This window comes from Winogradskya humida (genome assembly GCF_016862215.1).
Classification (GTDB): domain Bacteria; phylum Actinomycetota; class Actinomycetes; order Mycobacteriales; family Micromonosporaceae; genus Actinoplanes; species Actinoplanes humidus.
This window is the reverse complement of the sequence record NZ_BOMN01000100.1, coordinates 55,989-78,985: the sequence shown is the minus strand read 5'-3', so window position 1 is coordinate 78,985 and position 22,997 is coordinate 55,989. Positions and strand designations below refer to the sequence as shown.

26 protein-coding genes are annotated in these 22,997 nt (G+C 71.3%); 10 read left to right on the top strand and 16 right to left on the bottom strand.

Annotated features, from left to right (window positions below):
- Positions 1–6 precede the first annotated feature (6 nt).
- The 5 genes from paaC (at position 7) to Ahu01nite_RS34880 (ending at position 4,036) form a co-directional block, all read left to right on the top strand.
- A complete protein-coding gene (gene paaC / locus Ahu01nite_RS34900) occupies positions 7–864 on the top strand; it encodes a 1,2-phenylacetyl-CoA epoxidase subunit PaaC (protein ID WP_203840983.1) in 858 nt (285 codons plus the stop codon).
- Entirely contained in the window at positions 858–1,349 is a 492-nt protein-coding gene (gene paaD, locus Ahu01nite_RS34895) for a 1,2-phenylacetyl-CoA epoxidase subunit PaaD (RefSeq protein WP_203841014.1), read from the top strand. The genes paaC and paaD overlap by 7 nt, the downstream gene beginning before the upstream one ends.
- Before the next feature lies 1 nt (position 1,350).
- Positions 1,351–2,466, top strand: coding sequence for a 2Fe-2S iron-sulfur cluster-binding protein (locus Ahu01nite_RS34890; RefSeq protein WP_203840982.1), 1,116 nt, complete (start codon positions 1,351–1,353; stop codon positions 2,464–2,466).
- Between the two features lie 130 nt (positions 2,467–2,596).
- Positions 2,597–3,268: a cutinase family protein gene (locus Ahu01nite_RS34885; protein ID WP_203840981.1), complete on the top strand. Its 672-nt coding sequence runs from the start codon at positions 2,597–2,599 to the stop codon at positions 3,266–3,268.
- A 372-nt stretch (positions 3,269–3,640) separates the two neighbouring features.
- Positions 3,641–4,036, top strand: coding sequence for a hypothetical protein (locus tag Ahu01nite_RS34880; RefSeq protein WP_203840980.1), 396 nt, complete (start codon positions 3,641–3,643; stop codon positions 4,034–4,036).
- Positions 4,037–4,076: 40 nt separating this feature from the next.
- Here Ahu01nite_RS34880 and Ahu01nite_RS34875 read toward each other — a convergent pair whose 3' ends face one another.
- Positions 4,077–4,505, bottom strand: a complete 429-nt coding sequence (locus Ahu01nite_RS34875; RefSeq protein ID WP_203840979.1) for a hypothetical protein — start codon at positions 4,503–4,505, stop codon at positions 4,077–4,079.
- Entirely contained in the window at positions 4,502–4,708 is a 207-nt protein-coding gene (locus Ahu01nite_RS34870) for a hypothetical protein (protein ID WP_203840978.1), read from the bottom strand. Before Ahu01nite_RS34870 ends, Ahu01nite_RS34875 begins: the two co-directional genes overlap by 4 nt.
- Positions 4,709–4,827: 119 nt before the next feature.
- On the opposite strand from Ahu01nite_RS34870, the gene Ahu01nite_RS34865 reads away from it, so the two are divergent.
- Positions 4,828–5,253 (top strand): YciI family protein, encoded by a 426-nt coding sequence (locus tag Ahu01nite_RS34865; protein WP_203840977.1) that lies wholly within the window; start codon positions 4,828–4,830, stop codon positions 5,251–5,253.
- Here Ahu01nite_RS34865 and Ahu01nite_RS34860 read toward each other — a convergent pair.
- The 4 genes from Ahu01nite_RS34860 to Ahu01nite_RS34845 all read right to left on the bottom strand — a co-directional run bounded on the left by Ahu01nite_RS34860 (position 5,250) and on the right by Ahu01nite_RS34845 (position 9,675).
- Complete coding sequence (locus Ahu01nite_RS34860; RefSeq protein ID WP_203840976.1) at positions 5,250–5,873, bottom strand: hypothetical protein; 624 nt, start codon at positions 5,871–5,873, stop codon at positions 5,250–5,252. The genes Ahu01nite_RS34865 and Ahu01nite_RS34860 overlap by 4 nt on opposite strands.
- A gap of 90 nt (positions 5,874–5,963) precedes the next feature.
- A complete protein-coding gene (locus Ahu01nite_RS34855; RefSeq protein WP_203840975.1) occupies positions 5,964–8,177 on the bottom strand; it encodes a putative bifunctional diguanylate cyclase/phosphodiesterase in 2,214 nt (737 codons plus the stop codon).
- A gap of 45 nt (positions 8,178–8,222) precedes the next feature.
- Positions 8,223–8,693, bottom strand: coding sequence for a 2'-5' RNA ligase family protein (locus Ahu01nite_RS34850; RefSeq protein WP_203840974.1), 471 nt, complete (start codon positions 8,691–8,693; stop codon positions 8,223–8,225).
- Positions 8,694–8,703: 10 nt separating this feature from the next.
- Positions 8,704–9,675, bottom strand: a complete 972-nt coding sequence (locus Ahu01nite_RS34845) for an aldo/keto reductase (protein ID WP_203840973.1) — start codon at positions 9,673–9,675, stop codon at positions 8,704–8,706.
- A 63-nt stretch (positions 9,676–9,738) separates the two neighbouring features.
- On the opposite strand from Ahu01nite_RS34845, the gene Ahu01nite_RS34840 reads away from it, so the two are divergent.
- Complete coding sequence (locus Ahu01nite_RS34840) at positions 9,739–10,683, top strand: ArsR/SmtB family transcription factor (protein WP_203840972.1); 945 nt, start codon at positions 9,739–9,741, stop codon at positions 10,681–10,683.
- Here Ahu01nite_RS34840 and Ahu01nite_RS34835 read toward each other — a convergent pair.
- The 7 genes from Ahu01nite_RS34835 to Ahu01nite_RS34805 all read right to left on the bottom strand — a co-directional run bounded on the left by Ahu01nite_RS34835 (position 10,638) and on the right by Ahu01nite_RS34805 (position 17,140).
- Positions 10,638–11,141: an HAD domain-containing protein gene (locus Ahu01nite_RS34835; protein ID WP_203841013.1), complete on the bottom strand. Its 504-nt coding sequence runs from the start codon at positions 11,139–11,141 to the stop codon at positions 10,638–10,640. The genes Ahu01nite_RS34840 and Ahu01nite_RS34835 overlap by 46 nt on opposite strands.
- 173 nt (positions 11,142–11,314) lie before the next feature.
- Positions 11,315–12,928 (bottom strand): alpha/beta hydrolase, encoded by a 1,614-nt coding sequence (locus Ahu01nite_RS34830; RefSeq protein WP_203840971.1) that lies wholly within the window; start codon positions 12,926–12,928, stop codon positions 11,315–11,317.
- A 16-nt stretch (positions 12,929–12,944) separates the two neighbouring features.
- On the bottom strand, positions 12,945–13,685 hold the full coding sequence (locus Ahu01nite_RS34825; protein WP_203840970.1) for an SDR family NAD(P)-dependent oxidoreductase: 741 nt from the start codon (positions 13,683–13,685) through the stop codon (positions 12,945–12,947).
- Between the two features lie 272 nt (positions 13,686–13,957).
- Positions 13,958–14,389: an Rrf2 family transcriptional regulator gene (locus tag Ahu01nite_RS34820; protein WP_203840969.1), complete on the bottom strand. Its 432-nt coding sequence runs from the start codon at positions 14,387–14,389 to the stop codon at positions 13,958–13,960.
- 104 nt (positions 14,390–14,493) lie between these two features.
- A complete protein-coding gene (locus Ahu01nite_RS34815; RefSeq protein ID WP_203840968.1) occupies positions 14,494–15,186 on the bottom strand; it encodes a hypothetical protein in 693 nt (230 codons plus the stop codon).
- A 4-nt stretch (positions 15,187–15,190) separates the two neighbouring features.
- Positions 15,191–16,099, bottom strand: coding sequence for a saccharopine dehydrogenase family protein (locus Ahu01nite_RS34810; protein ID WP_239159365.1), 909 nt, complete (start codon positions 16,097–16,099; stop codon positions 15,191–15,193).
- Between the two features lie 90 nt (positions 16,100–16,189).
- Positions 16,190–17,140 carry a serine hydrolase domain-containing protein gene (locus Ahu01nite_RS34805; RefSeq protein WP_239159364.1) on the bottom strand — a complete coding sequence of 317 codons (951 nt, stop codon included), beginning with the start codon at positions 17,138–17,140 and terminating at the stop codon, positions 16,190–16,192.
- 156 nt (positions 17,141–17,296) lie between these two features.
- Between Ahu01nite_RS34805 and Ahu01nite_RS34800 the strand changes: the two genes are divergently transcribed.
- The 3 genes from Ahu01nite_RS34800 to Ahu01nite_RS34790 are packed head-to-tail and all read left to right on the top strand — an operon-like array spanning position 17,297 to position 20,179.
- Positions 17,297–18,571, top strand: coding sequence for a sensor histidine kinase (locus Ahu01nite_RS34800; protein ID WP_203840966.1), 1,275 nt, complete (start codon positions 17,297–17,299; stop codon positions 18,569–18,571).
- Complete coding sequence (locus Ahu01nite_RS34795; RefSeq protein ID WP_203840965.1) at positions 18,559–19,203, top strand: response regulator transcription factor; 645 nt, start codon at positions 18,559–18,561, stop codon at positions 19,201–19,203. The genes Ahu01nite_RS34800 and Ahu01nite_RS34795 overlap by 13 nt, the downstream gene beginning before the upstream one ends.
- A gap of 31 nt (positions 19,204–19,234) precedes the next feature.
- A complete protein-coding gene (locus Ahu01nite_RS34790; protein WP_203840964.1) occupies positions 19,235–20,179 on the top strand; it encodes a helix-turn-helix domain-containing protein in 945 nt (314 codons plus the stop codon).
- On the opposite strand, the gene Ahu01nite_RS34785 is transcribed toward Ahu01nite_RS34790, so the two are convergent.
- The 3 genes from Ahu01nite_RS34785 to Ahu01nite_RS50765 form a co-directional block, all read right to left on the bottom strand.
- Positions 20,169–20,483 (bottom strand): immunity 53 family protein, encoded by a 315-nt coding sequence (locus tag Ahu01nite_RS34785; protein ID WP_203840963.1) that lies wholly within the window; start codon positions 20,481–20,483, stop codon positions 20,169–20,171. The two genes, Ahu01nite_RS34790 and Ahu01nite_RS34785, sit on opposite strands and share 11 nt — an antisense overlap.
- 9 nt (positions 20,484–20,492) lie before the next feature.
- Complete coding sequence (locus Ahu01nite_RS34780; RefSeq protein ID WP_203840962.1) at positions 20,493–21,092, bottom strand: class I SAM-dependent DNA methyltransferase; 600 nt, start codon at positions 21,090–21,092, stop codon at positions 20,493–20,495.
- A 112-nt stretch (positions 21,093–21,204) separates the two neighbouring features.
- Positions 21,205–22,872 (bottom strand): LPXTG cell wall anchor domain-containing protein, encoded by a 1,668-nt coding sequence (locus tag Ahu01nite_RS50765; RefSeq protein WP_239159363.1) that lies wholly within the window; start codon positions 22,870–22,872, stop codon positions 21,205–21,207.
- Positions 22,873–22,997: the final 125 nt, after the last annotated feature.

The following is a 22,997-nucleotide window of genomic DNA, read 5'->3' as shown; positions in this document are numbered from 1 at the left end:
TGCACGATGTCCTTCGACGACGCTTACGAGGCGCTGACCGACCACGACGACGACGCGCGGTGGGCATACGGGACGGGGTTCGCCGACCCTCTCGCCGGGGTGGACACGGCGGTGCCCGCCGGTGCCGACCGGGCCGCACTCGCGGACTACTGCCTGATGCTCGGTGACGACGCGCTGATCATGTCGCACCGGCTGCAGCAGTGGGTGACCCGCGCGCCGGAGATCGAGGACGAGCTGGCGATCGCCAACATCGCCCTGGACCTGCTCGGCCAGGCCCGGCTGCTGCTCAGCCGCGCGGCCGTGGTCGAGGACGCGGGCCGGGACGAGGATTCCCTGGCCTATCTGCGAGAGCAGGCGGGCTTCCGCAACGTACGCCTGGTGGAGCGCACCGACGACGACTTCGCGCACCTGGTCGCGCGGCTCGTGGTGTTCTCGTCATGGCGGCTGGCGATCTTCGATCAGCTGACGAAGTCCGCCGACCCGGTGCTGGCCGCGATCGCGGAGAAGGGCACCAAGGAGCTGACCTACCACCGCGAGTACGCCGCCCAGTGGGTCGTGCGGCTCGGCGACGGCACGGACATCTCGCACATCCGCATGCAGGACGCGGCCGAGGCGGTGTCCGCGGCGGACCTGTTCGCCCCGCACGAGACCGAGCTGAGCATGGCGGCGGCGGGGTTCGGCGTCGACCCGGCGAGCACCCGCACCGAGGTCGAACGGGTCTGGGCACAGGTCCTCGACGCCGCGAAGCTGCAGGCGGCGCCGTGGCGTGGCGGCGAGCCGCGGGGCGCGCACACGCCGGCGATGGCGGACATCCTCGCCGAGCTGCAGGGAGTGGCACGGGACAACCCGGGCGGCACCTGGTGACCGCTTTCGCCGTGGCGGCCCGCGTGCAGGACCCGGAGCTGCCCTGGCTCACCCTCGCCGACCTGGGCATCCTGCGCGAGGTCGAGGAGCTGGCCGACCGGGTCGTCGTGACGATCACCCCGACGTATTCCGGCTGCCCGGCGATGGGTGCGATCCGCGACGACCTCACCGGTGCGCTGCGAGCGGCCGGGTATCCGCGGGTCGAGGTGCGTACGGTGCTCACCCCGGCCTGGACCACCGACTGGATCACCCCGGCGGGCAAGGACAAGCTCACCGCGGCCGGGATCGCCCCGCCGGGTCCCGCACCGCGCCGGGCCGCCGGGCCGGTGCCCCTGACCCTTTTCCCGGTACGCCCCCAGGTGCCCTGCCCCCGCTGCGGCGCCCCGGCCACCGAGCAGATCGCCGCGTTCAGCGCCACCGCCTGCCGCGAGCTGCGCCGCTGCCCCGCGTGCCGGGAGCCATTCGAGCACGTCAAGGAGATCTGAGGTGCCCTTCCACCCACTGCGTGTCGCGACCGTCGACCGGCTCTGCGCAGATGCCGTCGCCGTCACCTTCGAGGTGCCCCGTGAGTTGTCCGGCACGTTCGCATTCCGCCCCGGCCAGTCTCTCACCGTGCGTTCCGGAGCCGTGCGTTCTGACGCTGTGCGTTCCGGGGCCGTGCGTTCTGACGCTGTAGGTTCCGGGGCTGAGCGTTCCGGGGCTGCGGACGAACGGCGTACGTATTCGATCTGTTCCGCTGCCGGTGCCCCGCCCCGGATCGGGGTGCGGGAGGTGCCCGGCGGCCTGGTCTCGTCGTGGCTGGTGCACGACGTGCGCCCGGGTGACGTGGTCGAGGTGGCGCCGCCCAGCGGGACGTTCACCCCGGACCTCGCGGCGGGCGGCCGGCATGTGCTGATCGCCGCCGGCTCCGGGATCACCCCGGTGTTGTCCATCGCGTCGTCGCTGCTGCGGCACCCCACTTCTCAGGTCACCATTCTGTACGGGAACCGCCGCGCGGACACCGTCATGTTCGCCGAGGAGCTGGCCGATCTGAAGGACGCGAACCCGTCGCGGCTGGAGCTGGTGCACCTGCTGTCGCGGGAGGAGCGCGAGGTTTCGCTGCTGTCCGGCCGGCTGGACGCTGCGAAGTTGCGCACCCTGTTGCCGCTGCTCATCGACGTGGCGGCGGTGGATCACTGGTGGTTGTGCGGGCCGTTCGGGATGGTGACGGACGCTACCGAGGTGCTCCGGGCGTACGGGACGGATGTGGGTGTGATCCACCGTGAGTTGTTCTGGGTGGATGAGCCACCGCCGGTTGTTGACCGGCCCTCGGCGGACCTGGGCGCTAGCCGTGAGGTGACGGTCATGATGGACGGCCGCTCGACGACGGTCCCGGTCGCCGACGGCGAGACGATCCTCGCGAGTGCCCAGCGGTCCCGGCCCGACCTGCCGTTCGCGTGCAAGGGCGGCGTGTGCGGAACGTGCCGGGCCATGGTCACGGAGGGCGAGGTGGAGATGCGCCGCAACTTCGCTCTGGAGCCGGCGGAGGTGGCAGCCGGTTTCGTCCTGACCTGCCAGTCACTCCCGCTGTCACCCAAGGTGATCGTCGACTACGACACCTGATCCCCCATCGGGGCCACCCCGGCGGTTCAACTTTCCTCGGCACTGTGAAGAAACAAGCAGGACACATCCTGTGGCGGAGCTATGTGCGTAGTTAGTGCATGAAGTTGCCCGCCTATGAAGGGATGACGGCATGCGGTTACGGACAGTTCTCAGCCTCGCAGCGGCAGGCGTGGTCGGCGCGGCCGGCCTCGTGGTGGCCCCGCTGACGTTCGCCGCGCAGGCACCCGGAAACGCCTGCGCCGACGTCGAAGTGATCGGCGCCCGCGGCACCACCGAACGACCGGGCCTGGGCATCCTGCTCACCCCGCTCGCCCAGCAGCTCACCCGCGAGCTGCCGCAGAGCATCAGGACCACGGCGGTCGACTATCCCGCCAACTTCAACTACACCGCCAGCGTCCGCCAGGGCGTCACCGCACTGGCCGGCGACGTCCAGCGCACGGCCGCGGCCTGCAAGAACACCCGCTTCGTCCTGATGGGCTACTCGCAGGGCGCGGACGTGGTCGGCGACGCGCTGACCAGCCAGTCGGCCCTGCCCGCCGCGCTGCAGGACCGGGTCGCGGCGGTCCTGCTCTTCGGCGACCCCACCTTCACCCGCAACGAACCCTTCAACGTCACCGACGGCACCCGCTCCGGCGTCTTCCCCCGCGGCGCGGGCCGCCTGAACACCTTCGCCGGCCGCACCCAGTCCTTCTGCAACCGCAACGACCAGTTCTGCCAGGGCGGCACCAGCCTCGCCGCCCACCTCGACTACGCCAAATTCGCCGACGACGCCACGGCTTTCGTCGGCAAACAACTCGGCTGACCCCACCCGGACGCCGCCGCCCCCGCTCGTCGGCCAGGGGCGGCGGCGCTTCGGCCTCATCCCGGCCCTATTCCCGGCCTCATCGAAGGCCCGGCACAGCTGGGGAGGCCCGGTATGGCTGGGAAGACCCGGCGTGGTGTGGGATGCCCGGTCCGGTGGGAATGCCGAGCATGGCTGGGAGGCCCGAGCATGGCTGGGAGGCCCGAGCATGGCTGGGAGGCCCGGTCTGGCCGGTAGGCCCGGTCTGGCTGGGAGGCCCGGCGCGTAGGTGGGAGGCCGGTCTGGCCGGGGAGGCCCGGGATGGCTCGTGGGAAACCTCGGGATGGCTCGTGGAAACATGGCGGCTGAAGTCACGTCCGTGAGGTGAGGTCGATGAGCGCCGCCAACCCGCCCGCCTGGCTCGGATGGTCCCTCGGGCTCGGCGGGACAGCCCTGCTGGCCGCGGCCCTGTTCCGGATGACCCCGCCGTACCGCCGGCGCCGGAGCATGACCGGGCGGGTCCTCCCGGCCCTGGGAATCTTTCTCCTCTTCGCCCTCACCGCCGGTCCGTCGTCCGGACAGCTGGTGCTCGGCGGTGGCGGCTTCGCGGTCGCCGCCCTGCCTCTGTTCTGGATGGGCAAACTCCCCGCCGACATGCCCTCCGCGAAAGATCCCGGCATCGGCTCCCACCCGGACCACCCCCGGGTCGCCCGCCGCGGCCGCATCGCCGGCATCGCCATCGTCATCCTGGAAATCGCGTGGATCACCACCTACGCCGTCCTGTCCTGACCGGTGCGGCACCCAGCGCCACCACCCCGATCCACCCCGATCAGCAGGCAACCCGGCAGTAGACCGGCCACCCGGCCCTGACCGCCTCGTGGGCCAGCCCGGCCACGCCCGTGACAACCCGCAACGCGACGTCCGCAGCGAGCTCGTCCCCGTCCCGCGCCACCATCGCTGACCACTGCGCAGCCAGCTTTTCGAGCTGAGCGGCATCGGCGTGCAGCAACCGGCCGGTCAGCTCATCGGACAAGGCGAAGACCGCGCTGCCGTCGTTGACCCACGGCGCCACCACCCGCGGCCCACCGGTTTCCCACAGCTCCTCGACGGACCGGCCGGTCAGCAAGCTCTCCCAGATGACAACCGCATCGTCCGCACTGAAGAAAGATCCCACGACGCCGCCCACCGGCCCCCGATTCCGCGTAGCAACAGCCGCCGAGTCCTCGCGCGCCAGGAAAAACGTCACGTACTCGCTCATGGCCCCACCACGAACGGCCGCCACGAATATCGGACGGCGATGGCCGGGTCCCCGTCGGGGAAACCCGTGAACGCCCGCACGACCCTGTCGATGTTCACCACCCCGGCCCGGAAGCGCTGGTCCGGGGACAGTTTCAGGCACTCTGCGTACGCAGCGTCGTTCGCCGGGCGGTCCCCTTCCCGGACAGCGAGGTCGTATGACATAGCCGGGATTTTATGGTGGGGGTGCGACATTTTTTCCGGGGCCGTGTCGATCCGCGCGCCGCTCGTTCGACGGGTGGGGGCGAGGGCCGAGGGGCGGCCCTGCCCGATGAGGAGGACCGATGCCGAAGTACATGCTGATCATGCGGGGCACCGACGAGACGACCGCCGCCATGATGGCCACGCCGTTCGAGGAGATGCTGGCCACGACGGGCCGGTTCAACGAGGAGCTGATCAAGGCGGGTGTGCTGCTCGCCGCCGAGGGGCTGGACGATCCGGGGCAGGGTGTGGTGGTCGACCTCGGCGGCGAGAGCCCGGTGGTCACCGACGGGCCGTACGGTGAGACCAGGGAACTTTTTGGTGGTTTCTACCTGCTCGAGGTCGCCTCGAAGCAGGAGGCGGTCGAGTGGGCCAAGCGGATCCCGGCCTTCCCCGGCTCGAGCGTCGAGATCCGCCGGGTGCCCGGCATCGAGGAATTCCCGCAGGACAACGAGTGGGTCGCCAAGGAACGTGCCTGGCGCGAAAGCGGTGCATCCGTCACGCGCTAGTGAGCATCGCGACCCATTTCCCCGGGTACGGCTTCTGCGCCGACACGGTCCGGATCAACGTCGCGCGGGTCTCGGGGGCGGCGGCCGTGGTCCACCAGGGCGACGGCCTCCGCCAGCGCGTATTGGACGCCGTCGTCGCGCCGGACCCCGGGCGGGGCCCAGGGGACCGGGCCGAACGAAACTGTCAGCTTCTCCTGGCGATCCGCGAGGTACGAGTACAGCACCGGATCCATGCTCGACGGCAGGCCGGAGGTCCAGACCGCGCGCTGCTGCCAGCGTTGCGTGTTCGGGCTCGTCCTTCGCCGGGAGACGACCCCGATGAACCGGATCTTGCGGCGGATCACGTCCCACGGCTCCCGCTCGTCGTCGGCCCAGTCGCGGAGCAGGGCGTACAGGGTTCCGTACGACCGGCCGGTGGACACGATGTCGGCGAACGAGACCGGATCACGGGTACGGGCCAGGTCGTACGGCGTGATGCCGGCTCGCGTCAGGTTGATGCGAGCCGCCTCACGCCATTCGTCATGCGGCACCCACATCGATCCGGCCGTGCTGAACGGCAACCGTCGCAACCGCGAGCTGTCGGCCAGCACGCCAGCACGCCGGTGAGCAGGGTCGTGCATGGAGTCCAGCGAACGCCCGACGAAGTGCAGGACGCCGCCCTCGGAGCGGGCCAGAACCTTGGCCGCGCAATCCTCCGGGCCGTGGCAGTCTCAGGCCGCGGCGGGGAGGTCCTGGGTGGTGAGGAGGCCGAGGACCGTGGCGTGGTCGGCGGGGCGGCCGAAGAGGTAGCCCTGGCCGTGGTCGCAGCCGATGCGGCGCAGGACGGACCATTGGGCGTCGGTTTCGATGCCTTCGGCGACTGTCTGCATGCGGAGGGCTTTGCCGAGGCCGACCATGGCGTTGACGAGGGCGTGGTCGCTGGGGTCGGTGTCGACGCCGTCGACGAAGGATTTGTCGATTTTGATGATGTCGACGGGGAGTTGTTTGAGGTAACTGAGGGAGCTGTAGCCCGTACCGAAATCGTCGATGGCCAGGCTGACGCCGAGGCTGCGCAGGGCGCCCAAGGTCTCGATCGCCGCGGTGATGTCCGCCATGAGCATGGATTCGGTGATCTCGAGGGTGAGGTGGTTCGCGGGGATGCCCGCGTCGGAGAGGGCGGCGGCGACATCGTCGACGAGGCCGGCGTACTGAAACTGGCGGGCGGAGAGGTTGACGTTGATCTTCAGGTGGGCGGCGGCGGGCGTTTCGGCGCGCCAGCGGGCGAGTTGCGCGCAGGCGCGGCGCAGGACCCAGCGACCCAGCGGCACGATCAGGCCGTTCGCCTCAGCCGCGGCGATGAAACTGTACGGGCTGAGCAGCCCCCGTTCCGGATGCCGCCACCGCACGAGCGCCTCGACCCCGGTGACCCGCCGGGTGCGCATGTCGACGACCGGCTGGTAGAGCACCTCGAACTGGTCCTCGGCGAGGCCCCGTTCCATGTCGACGCGTTGCTGCGCCTCTTCGAGCACCGAGCGTGACATCGACGGGTCGAACACGGCGTACGCGTTGCGGCCGGCCCGTTTCGCGGCGTACATGGCCAGGTCGGCGTCGCGGAGCAGTTGCTCGGCGGGGCGGGTGCCACCGGCGATGCCGATGCTCAGCGAGCACGTGACCTCGCGGCTGCCGAGGCGGATCTGTTCGTGGCCGGCGCGCAGCAACCGTTCGGCGAGCGCCACCGCGGCCGGTTCGTCGGTGTCCTCGAGCAGCACCGCGAACTCGTCGCCGCCGAGCCGGGCGAGGACGTCTCCGGGTCCGATCTCGCGGCTGAGCCGGGTGGCGATCGTGGCCAGCAGTTCGTCGCCGAGGCTGTGCCCGAGGTCGTCGTTGATCAGTTTGAAGTCGTCGAGGTCGAGCAGGAGCACGCCGATCTCGGTGTGGTCGATCCGGGCGACGGCCTGAGCGAGCCGGTCCCGGAACAGCGCCCGGTTCGGCAGGCCGGTCAGGGAGTCGGTGAACGCCTGCCGGCTGAGTTCCGCCTCCAGGGCGCGGCGGCTCCCGATGTCCCGCAGGCTGATCACGGCCGCGCGCAGGTCCGGGTCGCCGTGCCGGTTCGTGCCGATGACGTCGAGGTGCACCCACGTGCCGTACGCGCCCTGAATCCGCATCTCGATGCGGCTGGTCCCGCCTTCCGGGGCCTCGAACAGCGCGGCCATCCAGGACCGGGCGAGGATCCGGTCGTCGGGGTGCATCAGCTGCCCGAGCAGTTCCCCGGTGAACTCGGCGGGCGCCCGCCCCAGGACGGTCTGCACCGACGGGCTCACGTAGTGGATGTGGAAGTTCCTGTCGATCGCGAACACCGCGTCGGACGACGCCTCGAGCAGCAGCTCGGCGCGGTGCTCGACCGAGCGGCGCCGGGCGTGCAGCCGCCGTCGGTTCTGCGCCCCGACCGCGCAGAGGGCGGCGACGCTGGCCAGGATCGCGGCGAGCGTGACGACCGCGACGGCGTTGCCGCCGACGCGCAGCTGCACCAGCCCCAGCAGCCCCACGACCGAGGTCACGCCGATCGCGACGACCACGGCCGGCCCGTACAGCATCGATGAGGTGATCAACAGCAACGCCACACACGGCAGGTACGCCGTCACGCCCTGCTGGTCGTTCGCCGCGAACAGCCACAGGATCGGCAGCTCGGCCACCCACCAGAGCAAAAGCCACCGACGCAGCCGATGATTGCGGACGTACCGCCGCCACGGGAGCGCCACCGCAGCGGCCTGCACCACGGCAGCGGCAACCAGCAGCGGCGCCACCCACCACCGCACGTCGGGCGCCCAGTTCACCGCCACGCGTACCGAGGCCAGCAGGGTCACCCCACCGGCGATTCCCGACCCCAGCCGGACCTGCCGCGCCCAGTACTCCGCGGTGTGGTCGTCGATCGCCGGCCGTTGCATGACGCCCATAATCGGCAGTCCCCCCGGCCAGGTGAGGACAACCGGCTACAGGCCGGTGACGGTACGCATCCCCGAGTCGTAACTGCGTGCGGCGACGAAGCTCCCATGCGCGGGTGGCAGGCCGGCGAGCAGATGAAGTGCCTGGTCACGGGCTGTCTCTGTGATCTTGAGGGCCAGGCTGATGTGCGGCACGAAGTCCGGTGGTGGCGGCCACGGGTCCGCGCCGGTCAGGGAGGTCCAGATGCCGGACTGGAGGGCGCGGAGGCCGGCGGTCGGTGTCACCTCGCGGACCAGGGCTCGCCCGAGGATGCGTACCCGGCCGAGTTCCGCCGGGACGGGGAGTGGCAGCGGGCTCAGCCCTTCCAGCGACGCCGCGGTGATCATCGTCAGGTGCGGGCGGTTGGTCGGGTGCGGGTGGGTGGCCAGGCTCGGCAGGCCGGCGGCGGCCAGGAGTGACCACAGGTGGCGTACGCCGGCCTCGAGCTGCTCGTCGGGCAGCAGTTCGACGGTGTGCATGTCACTACGTCTACCAGGCCCAGGCCTCCGGACCCGGGCCGCCGTTGCCGATCGGCGGGAAGATGTCGTCCAGCGCGCTCAGCGTCTCCGTGGAGAGCGTGGTCTCCAGCGCGAGCAGGGCCTGATCCAGCTGCCCGGGAACGCGCGGGCCGACCACCGGGGCGGTGACCCCGGGACGGGACAGCAGCCACGCCAGGGCGACCGTGGTCGGTTCCAGGCCCAGCCCGGCGCACAGCTTCTCGTAGCGTTCGAGCGCTGCGACGTGCGGTTCGACCCGGATCGCGGCGTCGCGGGCCGTGCGGACGCCGGTGTTCTCCCGTTGCTTGCGCAGGGCCCCGGAGAGCGCGCCGAAGTGCAGCGGGGAGTACGGCAGCACGCCGATCCCCAGCTCGATCGCCGCGGGTAGCACCTCGAGCTCCACGTGCCGGGTGAGCAGGTTGTATTTAGCCTGCTCGGAGACGAGGCCGAGGTAGTTGCGGCGGTCGGCGGCGGCCTGTGCGCAGGCCAGGTGCCAGCCCGCGAAGTTCGACGAACCCGCGTACCGGATCTTGCCCTGCTGGGTCAGCGTCTCCAGGGCCTGCCAGATCTCCTCCCACGGGGTGCCGCGCTCGATGTGGTGCAGCTGGAACAGGTCGATCCAGTCGGTCCGCAACCGCCGCAGCGAAGCCTCGCAGGACGCGATGATGTGCCGCGCGGAGAGGCCGCCGTCGTTCGGCCAGTCGCTCATCGGCGCGTACACCTTCGTCGCCAGCACCACCTTGTCACGCTGCCCGGACCAGCTCCCGATGAACTTCTCAGCCGTGCCGTCGCCGTCCACGCCCCCGTACATGTTCGCTGTGTCGACGAAATTGATCCCCTCCGCGAGCGCCCGGTCCAGGATCGCGTGACTCTCGCTCTCGGTGGTCAGCCAGCCGAAATTCATCGTCCCGAGACAGACCCGCGACACCCGCAGGCCGGTCCGCCCCAGCTTCGTGTACCTCATGCCGCGATCCTGGCTCCGGGTACGCGCTGACGGGTAACCGTTCGACTGTGCTCGAATGGTCGCATGCTCACGTTCGAGCTCACCGCCGCCGAGGTCCGCTTCGCTCACTCCCCGATGGCGGAGACCATGGCGAGTCTGGTCGCGCTCCAGGAAACAGACAGATTCTGGATGTACGCGTCCTGGCGCGCCCGCGTCACACCGGCCCTCGCCGCCCTCGGCCTGAGGACGCTGCCCGCCGTGGTCGCGCACCCGCACGTGTGGCTTCCCGACTTCCTCACCCCGGTCCCGGCGATCGGGCATCCCCGCCCCCGGCTCCGCGACGAGCTGGCGCAGATCGCGGCGACCCCGCTCGACCTGGTCGCGTACGAGATGGACCTGGCCTGGAAAGGCAGCGAGCCGCCGCCGGAGATCTCGATGTTCGCCACCGATCCGGCGCGGGGCCTGGCCCTGCTGGTGCGGGACATACGGCAGTATTTCGAGGTCGCCGTCGCACCGCTCTGGCCACGCCTGCGCGCGGCGGCCGAGGGCGAGATGCGCACCCGCACCGGCCCGGCGATGTTGCACGAGCTGCATCCGACGGTTCGCTGGGACGGCTCGGTCCTGGCCCTGCAGAGCCACAAAGCCACCGAAACGTACGCCGGCCAGGCCATGACCCTGCTCCCGTCAGCCTTCGCCGGGCCGAAGGTATTCGCCCTTACATCCTCACCGCGCGGCTCAGCCCTCTGGTACCCACCGCGCGGTTTCGGGACATTGTGGAACGCCCCGGGGCCGGTTCCGGGAGCGGCGGTGTCGGCGCTGCTCGGGGCTACGCGGGCAGCCGTGCTGACGCTGGTCGCCGCACCGCACAGCACGGGCGAGGTCGCTGCGGCGCTCGGGATCTCGGCGGCAACGGCGTCGCACCACCTGACGACGTTGCGCGATGCCGGGCTCGTCGTGGGCAACAGGGACGGGCGCCAGGTGCGCTACGCCCGCACAGACCTGGGGGACCAGGTCTGCGGCGACGCCTGACCGAGCCACCGTTCCACCGCGGTGAAGTCCGCGTTCGTCAGGCCGATCAGGGGGTCGACGCGGTGCACGAGCGCGCGGCCGGGGTGATTCGCCGCCACCCATCGCCGGTCGGCACCGGTCGTCTCGTCGTCCAGCCACACGAACGGCCGTCCGTCCGCCCACCGGGTCAGCGCGATCGTCTTCCAGTGCAGGCCGTCCCGGGGGTCATCATCCTCGTCCGGCCAGTCAACGACGGGTAGCCGGGGGAGACCGAGCCGCGGCGCCACGATCTCGTTCGCCTCGTGCATCCACGTGGTCGCCCAGACCAGCTCGCACCCCAGTCCGAGAAGCCGCTGCCCCTCCACGGGGTCGAGCCGATCCAGCAGCGGGTTGCCGCCGTCACCCGGCGCGGTCGCCGGCCGGCTGCCCGGCCGCGCGCGCAAAGGGATCAGGGGGCCGTCGACGTCGAGGAAGATCAGCGGTGTCACGCGTGGACGGTAGCGGTCGAGCGGGAGGGATATGGCTGGAGACCGAGGGGGAGCACACCGGCGTGCGGATCGAGGTGGCCGGAACGCAACCGTGGTCGCACGAACTGACCGTCACGGACGGCTGCGGCACCGCCGGCCCGCCGGTCAACCGCCGGCCCGCCCGGTCAACCGCCGGTGATCGGGAGGGCGGTGGCGATGGGCCAGGCGAGGAGGAGGGAGCCGGCGGCGGCGGTCAGCCAGGGGGAGGCGCCGGCGCGGTTCAGGAGGGTGCTCCAGGCTGCCTGCCACAGCATGAGCAGGGCCAGCAGCGGCACGACCAGCAGGACGAAGGACGAGGTCAGGCCCGTGATCGCCGCTCCGGTCAGGGCCAGCAGCGTCACCGCCGAGACGGCCAGGGCGGCGTAGACGTTGCCGTTGGTGGCGCGCTCGGTGGCGTACGTGAGGAGGGTGAAAGCTGCCCAGACCGCCAGGAGCAGCCACCAGCGGATTCCCGTGGGCACGACGTGGGTCACGCCGAGCTGCAGGGGCACGGTGATCGCGGCGGCGTACACCATGATCAAGACCTGGATCTTCGGTCCGGCTCGGCGTCTGGTCCGTGTCCTCATCGTGTACGCGAGGAGCAGCGCGCCTGTGACCCCGGTGAGCCCCACGACGTAGCCGCCCAGGTCCAGTGGCAGCCTGTTGCTCGGCAGGATCGGGGCCAGCAGCGCCCCCACCAGTGCGGCACCGGCAGCAGCCAGGCTCACGCGACCGATCAGCGGCGCATCGAAGCGTGACAATCCCGCGGCCGGTCGTCCGAGCGCGGGTGCGTCGGAGCGGGCCGGTCGTCCGAGCGCGGGTGCGTCGGAGCGGGCCGATCCGGCGGCCGGGGGTGCGTCGGAGCGGGTTGAGCTTGTGGCCGGGGGTGCGTCGGAGCGGGTTGAGCTTGTGGCCGGGGGTACGTCGGAGTGGGCTGATTCGGCGGCCGGTCGGCCGAGCAGGAGTCGTGTGAGGGGGAACAGGCCGATGGCGAATGCCAGCAGGAGGAGTGCCGCGCCTGCGGGGCGCCGGAACGGGGAGGGGAGCGGACCGGAGCTGACGGGGTTGCCGAGGGATTTGTCGAGCCAGGCTGCGGTTTCGCGGTGGGTGCGGGGTGCGTACAGGATGGAGATGTGCTCGACCGCGGGGACGACCACCAGGGAGCGGCCGGGGCTGACCGCGGCGGCGGTGGTGGCGACCTCGTGGAATGCGGGGAATTCCAGGGCGCCCACCATCAGGAGCAGGTGCTTCGGGTCGCCGGTCCGGGCGACCGAGGCGTAGGGCAGGGAGATGGCGACCGTGGCGCTGACGTCCGGGTGGCTTCCGGCGTAGCGGGTGACGGCCGTGGCGCCCATGGAGTGCCCGACGAGCGCGACGCGGGCAGGGTCCACATCGGGCAGCGAGCGCAGATGGGCCATTGCGACGTCGAGGTCGTGCTGCAGCGCGTCGTCGCCGGACGGCAGGGGGTGCGTGTTGGCGCCGTGCCCGCTGAAGTCGAGCAGCACCACCACGTAGCCCCGCGCGGCGAGTGTGTCCCCGAACGGCGCCATCAGCCGCGCCGACCCGGCGAACCCGTGCGCCACCACCACCCCGGGATGCCGGTCACCGGAGGGATGAACCTCGTCCAGTGGCACCCCGTCGACCACGACGTGTGCGCGGTGCGTGTCCCCGCCCGCGCCGGCTGACAACCAGACGCCCGCGGTGGCGAGCAGGAGCGCGGCGATCGCCACGATGATGGGCGGACGTCGATCGTTGGGCACGCCAGACCGTACCGTGTCATACCTGGTTGAGGCCGCCGTCCACGTCGAACTCGGCGCCGGTGACGAACGAGCTCCCCGGGCCGGCCAGGAACGCGGCGACATCGGCGATCTCCTCCGGACGGCCCATCCGCCCGAGCGGCACCGTTGCGCCGACACTCTCGTGGAACTGTTCCGGGGTGCTGCCCAGCCGGCCCGCGAGGGCATCGGTCGCCGGGGTGACGACCGGGCCGGGGCTGATCACGTTGACCCGCACCCGGGGCGCCAGCTCCGCGGCCCACGTGCGGCCGAGGCTGCGGACAGCGGCCTTGGAAGCCGCGTAGAGCCCCATTTTCTCCGCGCCGTGCCGGTTGGTCGAGGACGAGATCAGGATGACCGAGGCGCCGTCCGCCAGCAACGGGACCGATTTCTGTACGGTGAGCAGGGTCCCCTTGACGTTCACGTCGAAGACATGGGCGTACTGCTCCTCGGTGGCATCCTGCAGCCGAGCGGCGGCACCGAGGCCCGCGTTGGCCACCACCACGTCCAGCGGCCGCCCGTCGCCGCGGATGATCGCGAAGAGACGGTCCAGGTCGGCTGCTTCCGACACGTCGCAGGGTACGGCGATCGCGTTCGGGCCGAGCTGTGCCGCGGCCGCGTCGAGCTCCGGCACCCGGCGGCCGGTGAGATAGACACGTGCGCCGTCCTCGGTGAGACGTCGTGCGATCGCCAGGCCGATGCCACTGGAGGCGCCGGTCACGAGAGCTGTCCGCTGGTCCATGGAAAACCTTTCAGGCGTAACTGGAATTGTTACAATGGCGGGTAAAAAAAATAATGAGTGGGCCGGGTTGCCGGGGTGGAATGTCAGCGGGCGGGATTCGGCGGCGAAGTCGTCGGGCGGCACGCCGGCGGGTGGATCGGCGGGTGGCGTTTCGGCGGGCGGCCGTTTCAACGGGCGGCGTTCAGAGGGCGGCGTTTCAGTGGGCGGCCGTTTCAGCGGGCGGCGTTTCAGTGGGCGGCGTTTCAGCGGGCGGCGTTTCAGTGGGCGGCGTTTCAGTGGGCGGTGAGGATGCCTTTGAGGACGTCGGCGATGGTGGTGCGGGCGAGTTCGGCGCGCAGGGCCCCGTCGACGCGGCCGTAGAGCCCGCTCAATACGGGCTGGATGCCGCCGCCGACAACGCAGCCGGGGTCGGGTTCGCTGTGGTGCAGGGCGAAGACCGGCCCGTCGTCCAGCGCGTCGTAGACGTCCAGCACGGTGATCGCAGCCGGCTCGCGCCCCAGCACCCAGCCGGAACCCGCACCCCGCCGCGACTCCGTCAGCCCCGCGCGCCGCAGGTCACCGAGCAGCCGCCGGATCACCACGGCATTGGTGCCCACGCTGGCGGCGATCTGCTCGGAGGTCGACACCTCGTGGCCGCGGCTCTGATGAAGCCCCATCCACGCCAGTGCATGCACGGCCACCGTGAGCTTGCTGTTCGCACTCATCGCCACCTCCTCGCGCTGTAACCGTAGTTGTTACAACGCGCTCGTGCAAGGTTTGATCAGCCCGTGGTGCTCACGTTCGACGCAGGGACGCTGAGCCCGGCCGGTCAGACCTGTTCCTGTCGCCAGGAGGGGCGGGCGATCGGGGGTGGGCCCGGGACGCCGGAGTGGACGGGATGCCAGGTGGCTCGCCATCTGCCGGGTCCCTGCGCGAGGTTTTCGCAGACCTCGGCGGCCAGGCTCTCCGGCGTGTGGTCCCGCCACGGCGTACCGACGAAGATCTGGTAGTCGGAGCCGAGCATCACGGCGACCCGGAACGTCGCGGGATCGCGGTGGTCGTTGGCGGCCCAGCTGAAGGAGAGCCCGTGGGTGGTCAGCGCGGCCCGGTCGGCCTGGATCTCGACGAGCCGGGCGGCCGTGCGTTCCGGGGTCTCCCAGGAGTTGTCGGCGGCCATCCGGGTGATCTCGGTGTCGTACTGGTCGGCGGCGAAGGAGACGCGCCGGTTGATGGGGAGTTCGACGGACCAGTCCCAGTGCACGGCGTCGCCGTCGCGGGTGATGGTCACGTCGGTCACGCCGCAGCCGTAGTCGCCGCAGTCGCAGCGGGCGAACGGGGTCGTGCGGGGCTCCGGGGCCGCCTCGAGACGGTTCACCGGGGTGAGGATCTGACGTGGGTCCATGCCGAGCCCGGCACCCGCCGACGTCATCTCGTCGTCGTTGACGTAGACCTCCACCTGGAAGCCGCCGGGCAGGTCGGGGGCGGGCGTCACCGCCAGGCGCAGCACGTCGTACCCACTCATGACCTTATTGTCGCCTGCCGGGTCCGACCAGGGCGTCGAGGGTGAAGCGGGCGCCGAGCGACGCCGGACCGTTCGTGGCGCCCTCCCCGGCGAGGATCAGCAGCGCCGCGCCGACCACGAGCGGTGCGGTGATCGCGTAGATGTCACGGCCCGCGTAAACAATGCGGCGTTGCTTTCCGCCGCCGCTCGCGATGACCTCGATGTGGAAGGTCTGCGCGGACCGGCCGTGCGCGTCCACGGCGGCCGGGCCGGAGGGGTCGGCGGCGTGCAGGTCGTCGACCGCGTTGGTGGTCATGTAGGTGTCGATGTCGGGGATGTCGAGGTGGGTGGGGATGGTGGCGCTGTCCGCCATGGTGAACTCGGCGACGACCGGGTGGGTGCCGATGGTGAACGCGAATTCGGTGCGGGGCTGGGCGCCGTCGCGGTACTGCAGTTTCCCGCCGCTGTGGACGGGTCGCAGGCCGCCGCGACGCTCGGCGGACACCCGGCCCGTCGCGCGGGTTCCCGGGGTGGGGCGCCAGCCGCTCAGGGCGTACGCAATGGTGAGCCTTTCCGTGCCCGGGAAGGCCACCGCGGTTGCGAGCAGGTCGCCGAGGCCGCCGAAGAACCCGGCTGCCGGGACGATCGGGACGGGTGCGCCGGCGTAACGGTCGAAGGTGCTGGTGACGACCTCGATCTCCGCGGTGACATCGAGGTACGGGATGCCGGCCCGGATCGCTGCCGTGATGACCGGGTCCGCGGTGGCGGCGAACGGGCCGGCGCAGTTGACGACGGCGTCGGCGTCCCGCAGCGCGGTGTCCAGGTCGGTCGTGCGGTCGCAGGCAACCGGTGTCACGCCGCGGCGCTCCAGCTCGGCGATGACAAAACGGCCGGTGTGGCCGGCGGCGCCCGGCACGGCGATTCGGTAGGACATGGCACCAGGATCGCCGTCGCGGACGCCAACCGGGAGTGTCCGGAACGACGTTACCCGTACAGTTTCGGACAGGCGTCCCTCAGAGCCGTCTCAACGAGGGCAGAGGACGCTGGTGACCATCGTGAGGTAGGCCGCTCCGGCGTCCGGAACCGGTGGCCGGCCCGGGACCTTGCGCTGGTCGCGGGTGAGGTCGAAGACGTCCGCCACCACCACGAGCTGCCGGGAGGCATCCTCGTTGGTCATCGAGACGCTGGTGAATCCCGGACCGCCGCCGTCGGTCTCCCACACTGTCACGGCCGCTTCCCCGCAAGGGACGGCGATCCGCTGCACCCCCAGCCCATAGCCCTCGCCACGGACCGTGGTCAGCAGTTCCCGCTGTTGCTGAGGTCGCAGGAGCCGGCCGCCGAACAGGGCGGCGTCGAAGCGGGCGAGGTCGGCGGTGGTGGAGATCATCGCCCCGGCCGTCCACTCGCCGGAGGGATCGAAGCCCGTCACGTCCCGCCCGCTCAGGTCGTAGCCGTGCAGGTGCGGGCCCGGGATCCGCGGATCGCTCAGCGGGAACGACGTGTGCGAGAGCCCGAGCGGGACGATGATCCGTCGCCGGATCTCCTGGTCGGCGCGGTGGTGGGTGACCGCTTGGATGATCATCCCGGCGAGCAGGTAGTCGGTGTTCGAGTAGTCCCACTGCTCTCCCGGCTCGAACAGCGGCGGGTGTGCGGCCGCCAGCGCGATCACCTCGCGCGGGCCGAGCCCACCCCGGTCGGTGGCGACCTCCGGGTCGTCGGTCGGGTCGTAGACGCCGCTGGTGTGGTTGAGCAGCTGCCGCACCGTGATCCTGCGGTCGATGGCCACGCCGGGCAGCCACCGCCGCACGCTGTCGTCGAGGCTCAGCCGCTGCTCGCCCTCCAGCTGCAGCAGAACGGTCGCGACGAACGACTTGGTGTTGCTGAAGATCCGCCAGCGGTCGTCCGGGTGGGCCGGGCGCCCGGTGCTCAGGTCGGCGGTCCCGGCTCCGATCGCCCGCAGTACCGCCTTGGTCATGTCTGCTCCCTCACTCGGTTCGTGGCAACGACTCTTCCGGCCCGGCGTCCGTGAAACGACCCGGCGAGCCCCCGAACCGGCCCGGGGGAGAACCCGGTACCCGAAGCGGGGGACAACCGGATGTTCCCGCGCCCGGCGATCGGCCATTCTGGACCCATGCGCGGTCTGAAACAGCTGGTCTACGTCCTACTCGGGTTGCCGGTGGGGTTGTTCGGGCTGGCCTACGTCGTGTTCACCATCGTGGCCGGCTCGGCGTTGTCGCTCACCGTGGTCGGGCTGCCGCTGCTGGGCGCCGCCGTGCGCGGTGCCCGTCGCCTCGGCGCGCTGCACCACAGCCTCGCGCGGCGACTGATCGGGATGCCCGGCGCGGCTCCCGCAGCCCCGCGTTCCGCCGCCGGCTTCACCGACTGGGTCACGATCGGCCTGACCGACCGGGCCGGCTGGCAGGCAGCGGCCTACCTGCTGCTCAAGGCGCCGATAGCGGTGCTCACCGCCGCGGTCACGTTCCTCTTCTACGGGTACGGGTTCGCGGCGCTGACCTATCCGGCGTGGTGGCAGCTCGTCCCCGTCCAGGACGGTCACGCCGGCCTGCCGTTGCCCGGAGACGTCTACCTCGACACCTGGCCGCGGGTCGCGCTCGTGGCCGTCGCCGGTGTGGCGCTGCTCCTCACCGCCCCGTTCGCGCTGCGTGCGGTCGTGGCCGTCGACCGGCTCGCCATCATCGCTCTGCTCGGGCCGGGAAAGCTCGGGCCGGGAAAGCTCGGGCCGGGAAAGCTCGGGCCGGGAAAGCTCCGGGAACGGGTCCGGGAGCTGGAGGAGACCAGGGCGTTCGCGGTCCAGGACGCCGCCGCGGCGCTGCGGCGCATCGAGCGTGACCTGCATGACGGGACGCAGGCCCGGCTGGTGGCCCTGGCCATGACCATCGGCGCCGCCAAGGAGCGCCTCGACCGGACCGGAGCCGACCCCGAGTCCCGCGACCTCGTCGGCTGCGCTCACCGGGAGGCGAAGCAGGCCCTGGTCGAGGTCCGGGATCTGGCCCGCGGCATCCACCCGCCCGTGCTCGACAACGGGCTCGGCGCCGCGCTGGTCAGCCTCACCGAACGCACCCCGCAGCCGGTGGAGCTGACCGTCTCCCTGCCCCGGCGCCCGGCCCCGGAGATGGAGACCATCGCCTACTTCTGCGTTTCGGAGTTGCTCACCAACGTGGCCAGACACAGTGGGGCACAGGCGGCCACGGTCGCCGTCGGGCAGGACGGTGACACCCTGCGGCTCCGGGTCCGCGACGAAGGCCGGGGCGGGGCCCGGGCCCGGGCCGGCGGGGGGCTCGCCGGGCTGGCCGACCGGGTCCGGACGGTCGACGGCCGTCTGGACGTGGACAGCCCCGTCGCCGGTCCTACTGTCGTGACCGTGGAGCTGCCGTGCGGATCGTGATCGCCGAGGACGCCGCTGTGCTGCGCGACGGCCTCACCCACATCCTGACCGCCCGGGGCCACGAGGTGCCGGCCGCCGTTGCCGACGGTGGCGCCCTGCTCGCCGCGGTGGGGGAGCACCACCCCGACGTCGCGATCGTCGACATTCGGATGCCACCGACGCACACCGACGAGGGGCTGCGCGCGGCGATCGCCATCCGCCGCGATCATCCGGGGACGGGGGTGCTCGTGTTCTCGCAGTACGTCGAGACGCGGTACGCCACCGAGCTGCTCGCCGCCGGGGCGCGGAAAGTCGGCTACCTGCTCAAGGACCGGGTCGCCGACGTCAGCGACTTCATCGACGCCGTGGCCCGGGTCGCCGCCGGTGGGACCGTGCTCGACCCCGAGGTGATCACCCCGATGCTGAACGCGGCTCGCCACGGCGACCACCTCGCCACGCTGACCCCGCGTGAGCGCGAGGTGCTGGCGCTGATGGCCGAGGGACGGTCGAACACCGCGATCGCCGACCGGCTCGTGCTCGCGTACGGGTCCGTCGAGAAGCACATCACCGGCATCTTCACCAAGCTCGGTCTGCCCACGGCGGCCGACGACCACCGCCGGGTCCTGGCCGTGCTGCGTTATCTGAGGGCCTGACGTCTACGCCGTCACCCGTACAGTTTCGGACATGCACTCGGTTGCCCTCGCCGTCACCGACGGCACGCCCCTGTTCGAGCTGGCCGCGGCGTGCGAGGTGTTCGGCGTGGACCGCGAGCTGGCCGACCCGTGGTATTCGTTCATGATCTGCGGCGACGACGGTGCGAGGGTCGGCGGCTGGCTGAACGCCGGCATCGGCCGCGGTCTCGACGCGTTGTCCGAGGCGGACACCGTGATCGTCCCGTCGTGCCGGGACGCGGAGGTGCCCCCGCCGCCCGCCCTGGTCGCCGCCGTCCGCGCCGCCCACGCCGCGGGTGCGCGGGTGGCGTCGCTGTGCACGGGCGCGTTCGTGCTGGCCGAGGCGGGGCTGCTCGACGGCCGCCGCGCCACCACCCACTGGGCGCACACCGCCCTCATGCAGCGCAGATATCCGGCGGTGCGGGTCGACCCGGACGTCCTCTACGTCGACGACACCGACGTCCTCACCTCCGCGGGCAAGGCCGCGGGCATGGATCTCTGCCTGCATCTCGTACGCCAGGACCACGGCACCGCCGTCGCCAACACCCTCGCCCGCACCCTGGTGGTCCCGCCGCACCGCCCCGGCGGCCAGGCGCAGTTCATCCCGGCCGCGGTCGCCCACGGCGCCGGCCACGTCCTGGGCGACGTCCTGCCCTGGGCCCTCGACCGCCTCGACCGGCCCACCACGGTGCGTGACCTGGCCCGCGAGGCCCGGATGAGCCCGCGCACCCTGGCCCGCCACTTCACCGCCGTCACCGGCATGAGCCCGCTGCGCTGGCTGCACACCCAGCGCATCCGCCTGGCCCAGGAACTCCTGGAAACCACGTCGCTGACCATCGAGCAGATCGCCACCCGTACGGGCATGGGCACCGCCACCACCCTGCGCCGCCACTTCAGCGGGCAGCTCGGCGTACCCCCGGAAACCTACCGCCGCACGTTCCGCGGCCTCACCCCGTGATCCAGCAGCGGAAAAGGTGCAGCACCTCGCCGAGGTTCAGCGGCCCGCAGGACGCCGTGAACTGACGTGACTCGACGCGGGTGAAGATCCAGTCGTGCTCGCTGCGGTGAATCTCCTGCCGCTCGTACGGTTTGTCCTCCAGCGCGGTGTCGCCGAGGTCGATCACGATGGTCCAGCCCGGGTTGTCGAGGGTTTCGATCCGGATCCCGAACTCGTGCTCCCAGTCGCCGTTGCACTGGGTCGCGTACCAGGCCTGCAGCCAGGTCCAGACACCCGGAGCCGTCTCGTCGTATTCGTCACGCATCCGCGCAGGTTATGCGCTGAGCCGGGCCAGGGCGAAGATCTGGCTCTCCGGCGGGCCGCCGGCCGGGGTGAAGTCGACGGTTTCGATGCTGTCGAGGGTGAAGCCGGCCTCGGTGAGTTTGGCGGCGAGCTGGTCCTGGGGGTAGCCGGTGACGTGGACGGGTACGCCGAGGAACTCGACGGGGAGGCTGTCGGCGTCGAGGTTGACCATGCCCAGGGCGAACAGGCCACCGGGCTCGAGCCAGCCGGTGATGCGGGCCAGGGTCTTCTCGATGTCGGCGCGGCTGAGCATCAGCAGGGAGAAGAACGCGGTGACCGCGCCGAACGGGCCGTAGTCGTCGGGGAGCTCGCGGATGTCGGCGTGCCGGAACTCGGCCTGCGGGACCTGCTCGCGGGCCAGGCGCAGCATGCCCTCGGCGATGTCGACACCGATGACGCGGTGGCCTGCCCCGGTGAGCAGTTTCGCGGTGGGCACGCCGGTGCCGCAGCCGAGGTCGAGGATCGCGCTCGGGGGCAGCTGCGCGGCGATCCGCTCGACGAGGGCGGCCTGGAAGGGATTGTGGCTGTGCTCGCCCTGGTAGAGCTCGGCGAGTTGATCGAAGGCTTCCATGCGCTGGGAACCTACCAATCCACCAGCGCAAATGCCATGTCTCATTCGGACGGAAACCGGCCCGGGCCGTCACGTGGACGACCCGGGCCGGGATGCTGGAACTCGCTGGTGCCTACTGGCCGCCGGAGCGCCGGCGCCGGGTGACGCTGAGGACCAGGAAGCCGGCCAGGATCAGGACGGCGCCGCCGAGCACGGCCGTCATGACGTTGGCGCCGGTGAGGGCGAGCTTGTTCTCGTTCGACGCCTGGATGTCCTCGTCCTCGAGGTGCTGCGCGGTCGGGGCGACCGCGTCGGGGGCACCGTCGTCGTCCGAGGAGTCACCGGTGGTCGCCGCCGCGGAGGACTTGCCCGGCTTCGGCGTCGAGGTCTTGTTCCCCTGCACGTTCTGCGCCGGGGTCTCCTCCTCGGCCTCGCCCGACGAGCCGCTGTCGCCCGACGAGCCGCTGTCGCCCGAGCCGCTGTTGTCCGAGCCGTTGTCGCCCGAGCCGTTGTCGCCCGAGTCACCGCTGGTCGAGCCACCGCTGGAAGAGTCGTCGCTGTCGGCCGGCGCCTTGGTCGTCGGTTTGACCGTGGTCTTCGTCGGCCTGGGGGAGCTGGTCGACTCGGCCTGGCCGTCGGTGCCCGTGGCGGGCTTCGTCGTCGGCGGGATGGTCACGGTCGGGGACTTCGGCGGCGTGGTGCCGGTCTCGGTCTCCGGTGCGGCGCTGCTCTCAGCCGGATCCGGCTGCTCGGCACCGTTACCGCCACCGGCGTTGTCGCCGCCGCCGTTGTTGTTCCCGCCCCCGTTGTTGTTGCCACCGCCGTTGTTGTTGCCGCCACCGTTGTTGCCACCGTTGCCCTGGTCGTCACCGTCGTCGCCCTGGTCGTCGCCGTTGCCGCCGCCCGCGGCGGCGTTGACCTTGAGGCGGACCGCGTCGATGGCGGGGGTCTCGTTGGCGCGCTGCATCATCGGCACGCGGTGCGAGCCGTCACCGGCCCACGAGGCGCACTGGGCGGTGCCCTCCTGCGGCAGGCCGGGGACCTGGATCGTCACGGTGTCGGGGGCCGCGCCGCCCTTGCCGTCCTCGGTGGCCACGAAGAACGCCGGGACCGGCGAGGGGTCGACGGCCTCGGTGGTGCTCTCCAGCATCCGGCAGGCGGTGTGGAAGTGGCCGCGGACCAGGCCCTCGGCGTTGAGAACGGAGCTCTCCACGTAGTAGCCACCCTGACCGGCGGCGAGGAAGCGGTCGCGGACCAGGTTGCGGGTGCTGACCTTCAGCGTGAAGGGCTGGCCCACGGTGACCTGCTCGGGGGAGTCCGTGATCAGCAGCGTGGGGTTCTTCGCCGCCTCGCCGACCTCACCGAACTCGGTGGAGACGCAGCGGTCGCCGTCCTGGAAGCCGGTGTGCGCCGCGAGCTTGGTGTTCTCGCAGGTGTTCTCGAGGATCTCGAGGCCGTTGACCGTCTTCTTGATGGTCGCGCCCTCGGTGCACTCGGCAACCGGTTCCGGCTCGGGGGCCTTCTCGCCCTTGGCCAGCTGCCCGTCGCCCTTGTGCTGCAGCTTGCCGTTCTTGTCGACGTAGTCGCCGACCTTCGGGTCGGTGGCGCTCTTCGCGCCGCCCGGCTCCTGCGACGAGGCGGCGGCCGGGGCGGAGCACGCGGCGACCTTGGTCTCGTCCGCGTTGGCGAACTGGGTGAAGCCGATGACACCGCCGATCGCCACGAGGACCGCGGCGCCGGCGATGAGACGACGGTCGGGGCCGCGGCGGGTAGCGGCCCGGCGGGAAGACGACCTTCGCATGGGTGATACCTCTTCTGTAGTCTTTCGCTCATCGTCAGCAACCTTTTCCAGGATTGCTGACGCCCTTACGGGCCCCATATGAGCTGGCTCCCGAACGGTAAGGGTCCGGGAGCCGGAAAGCCATT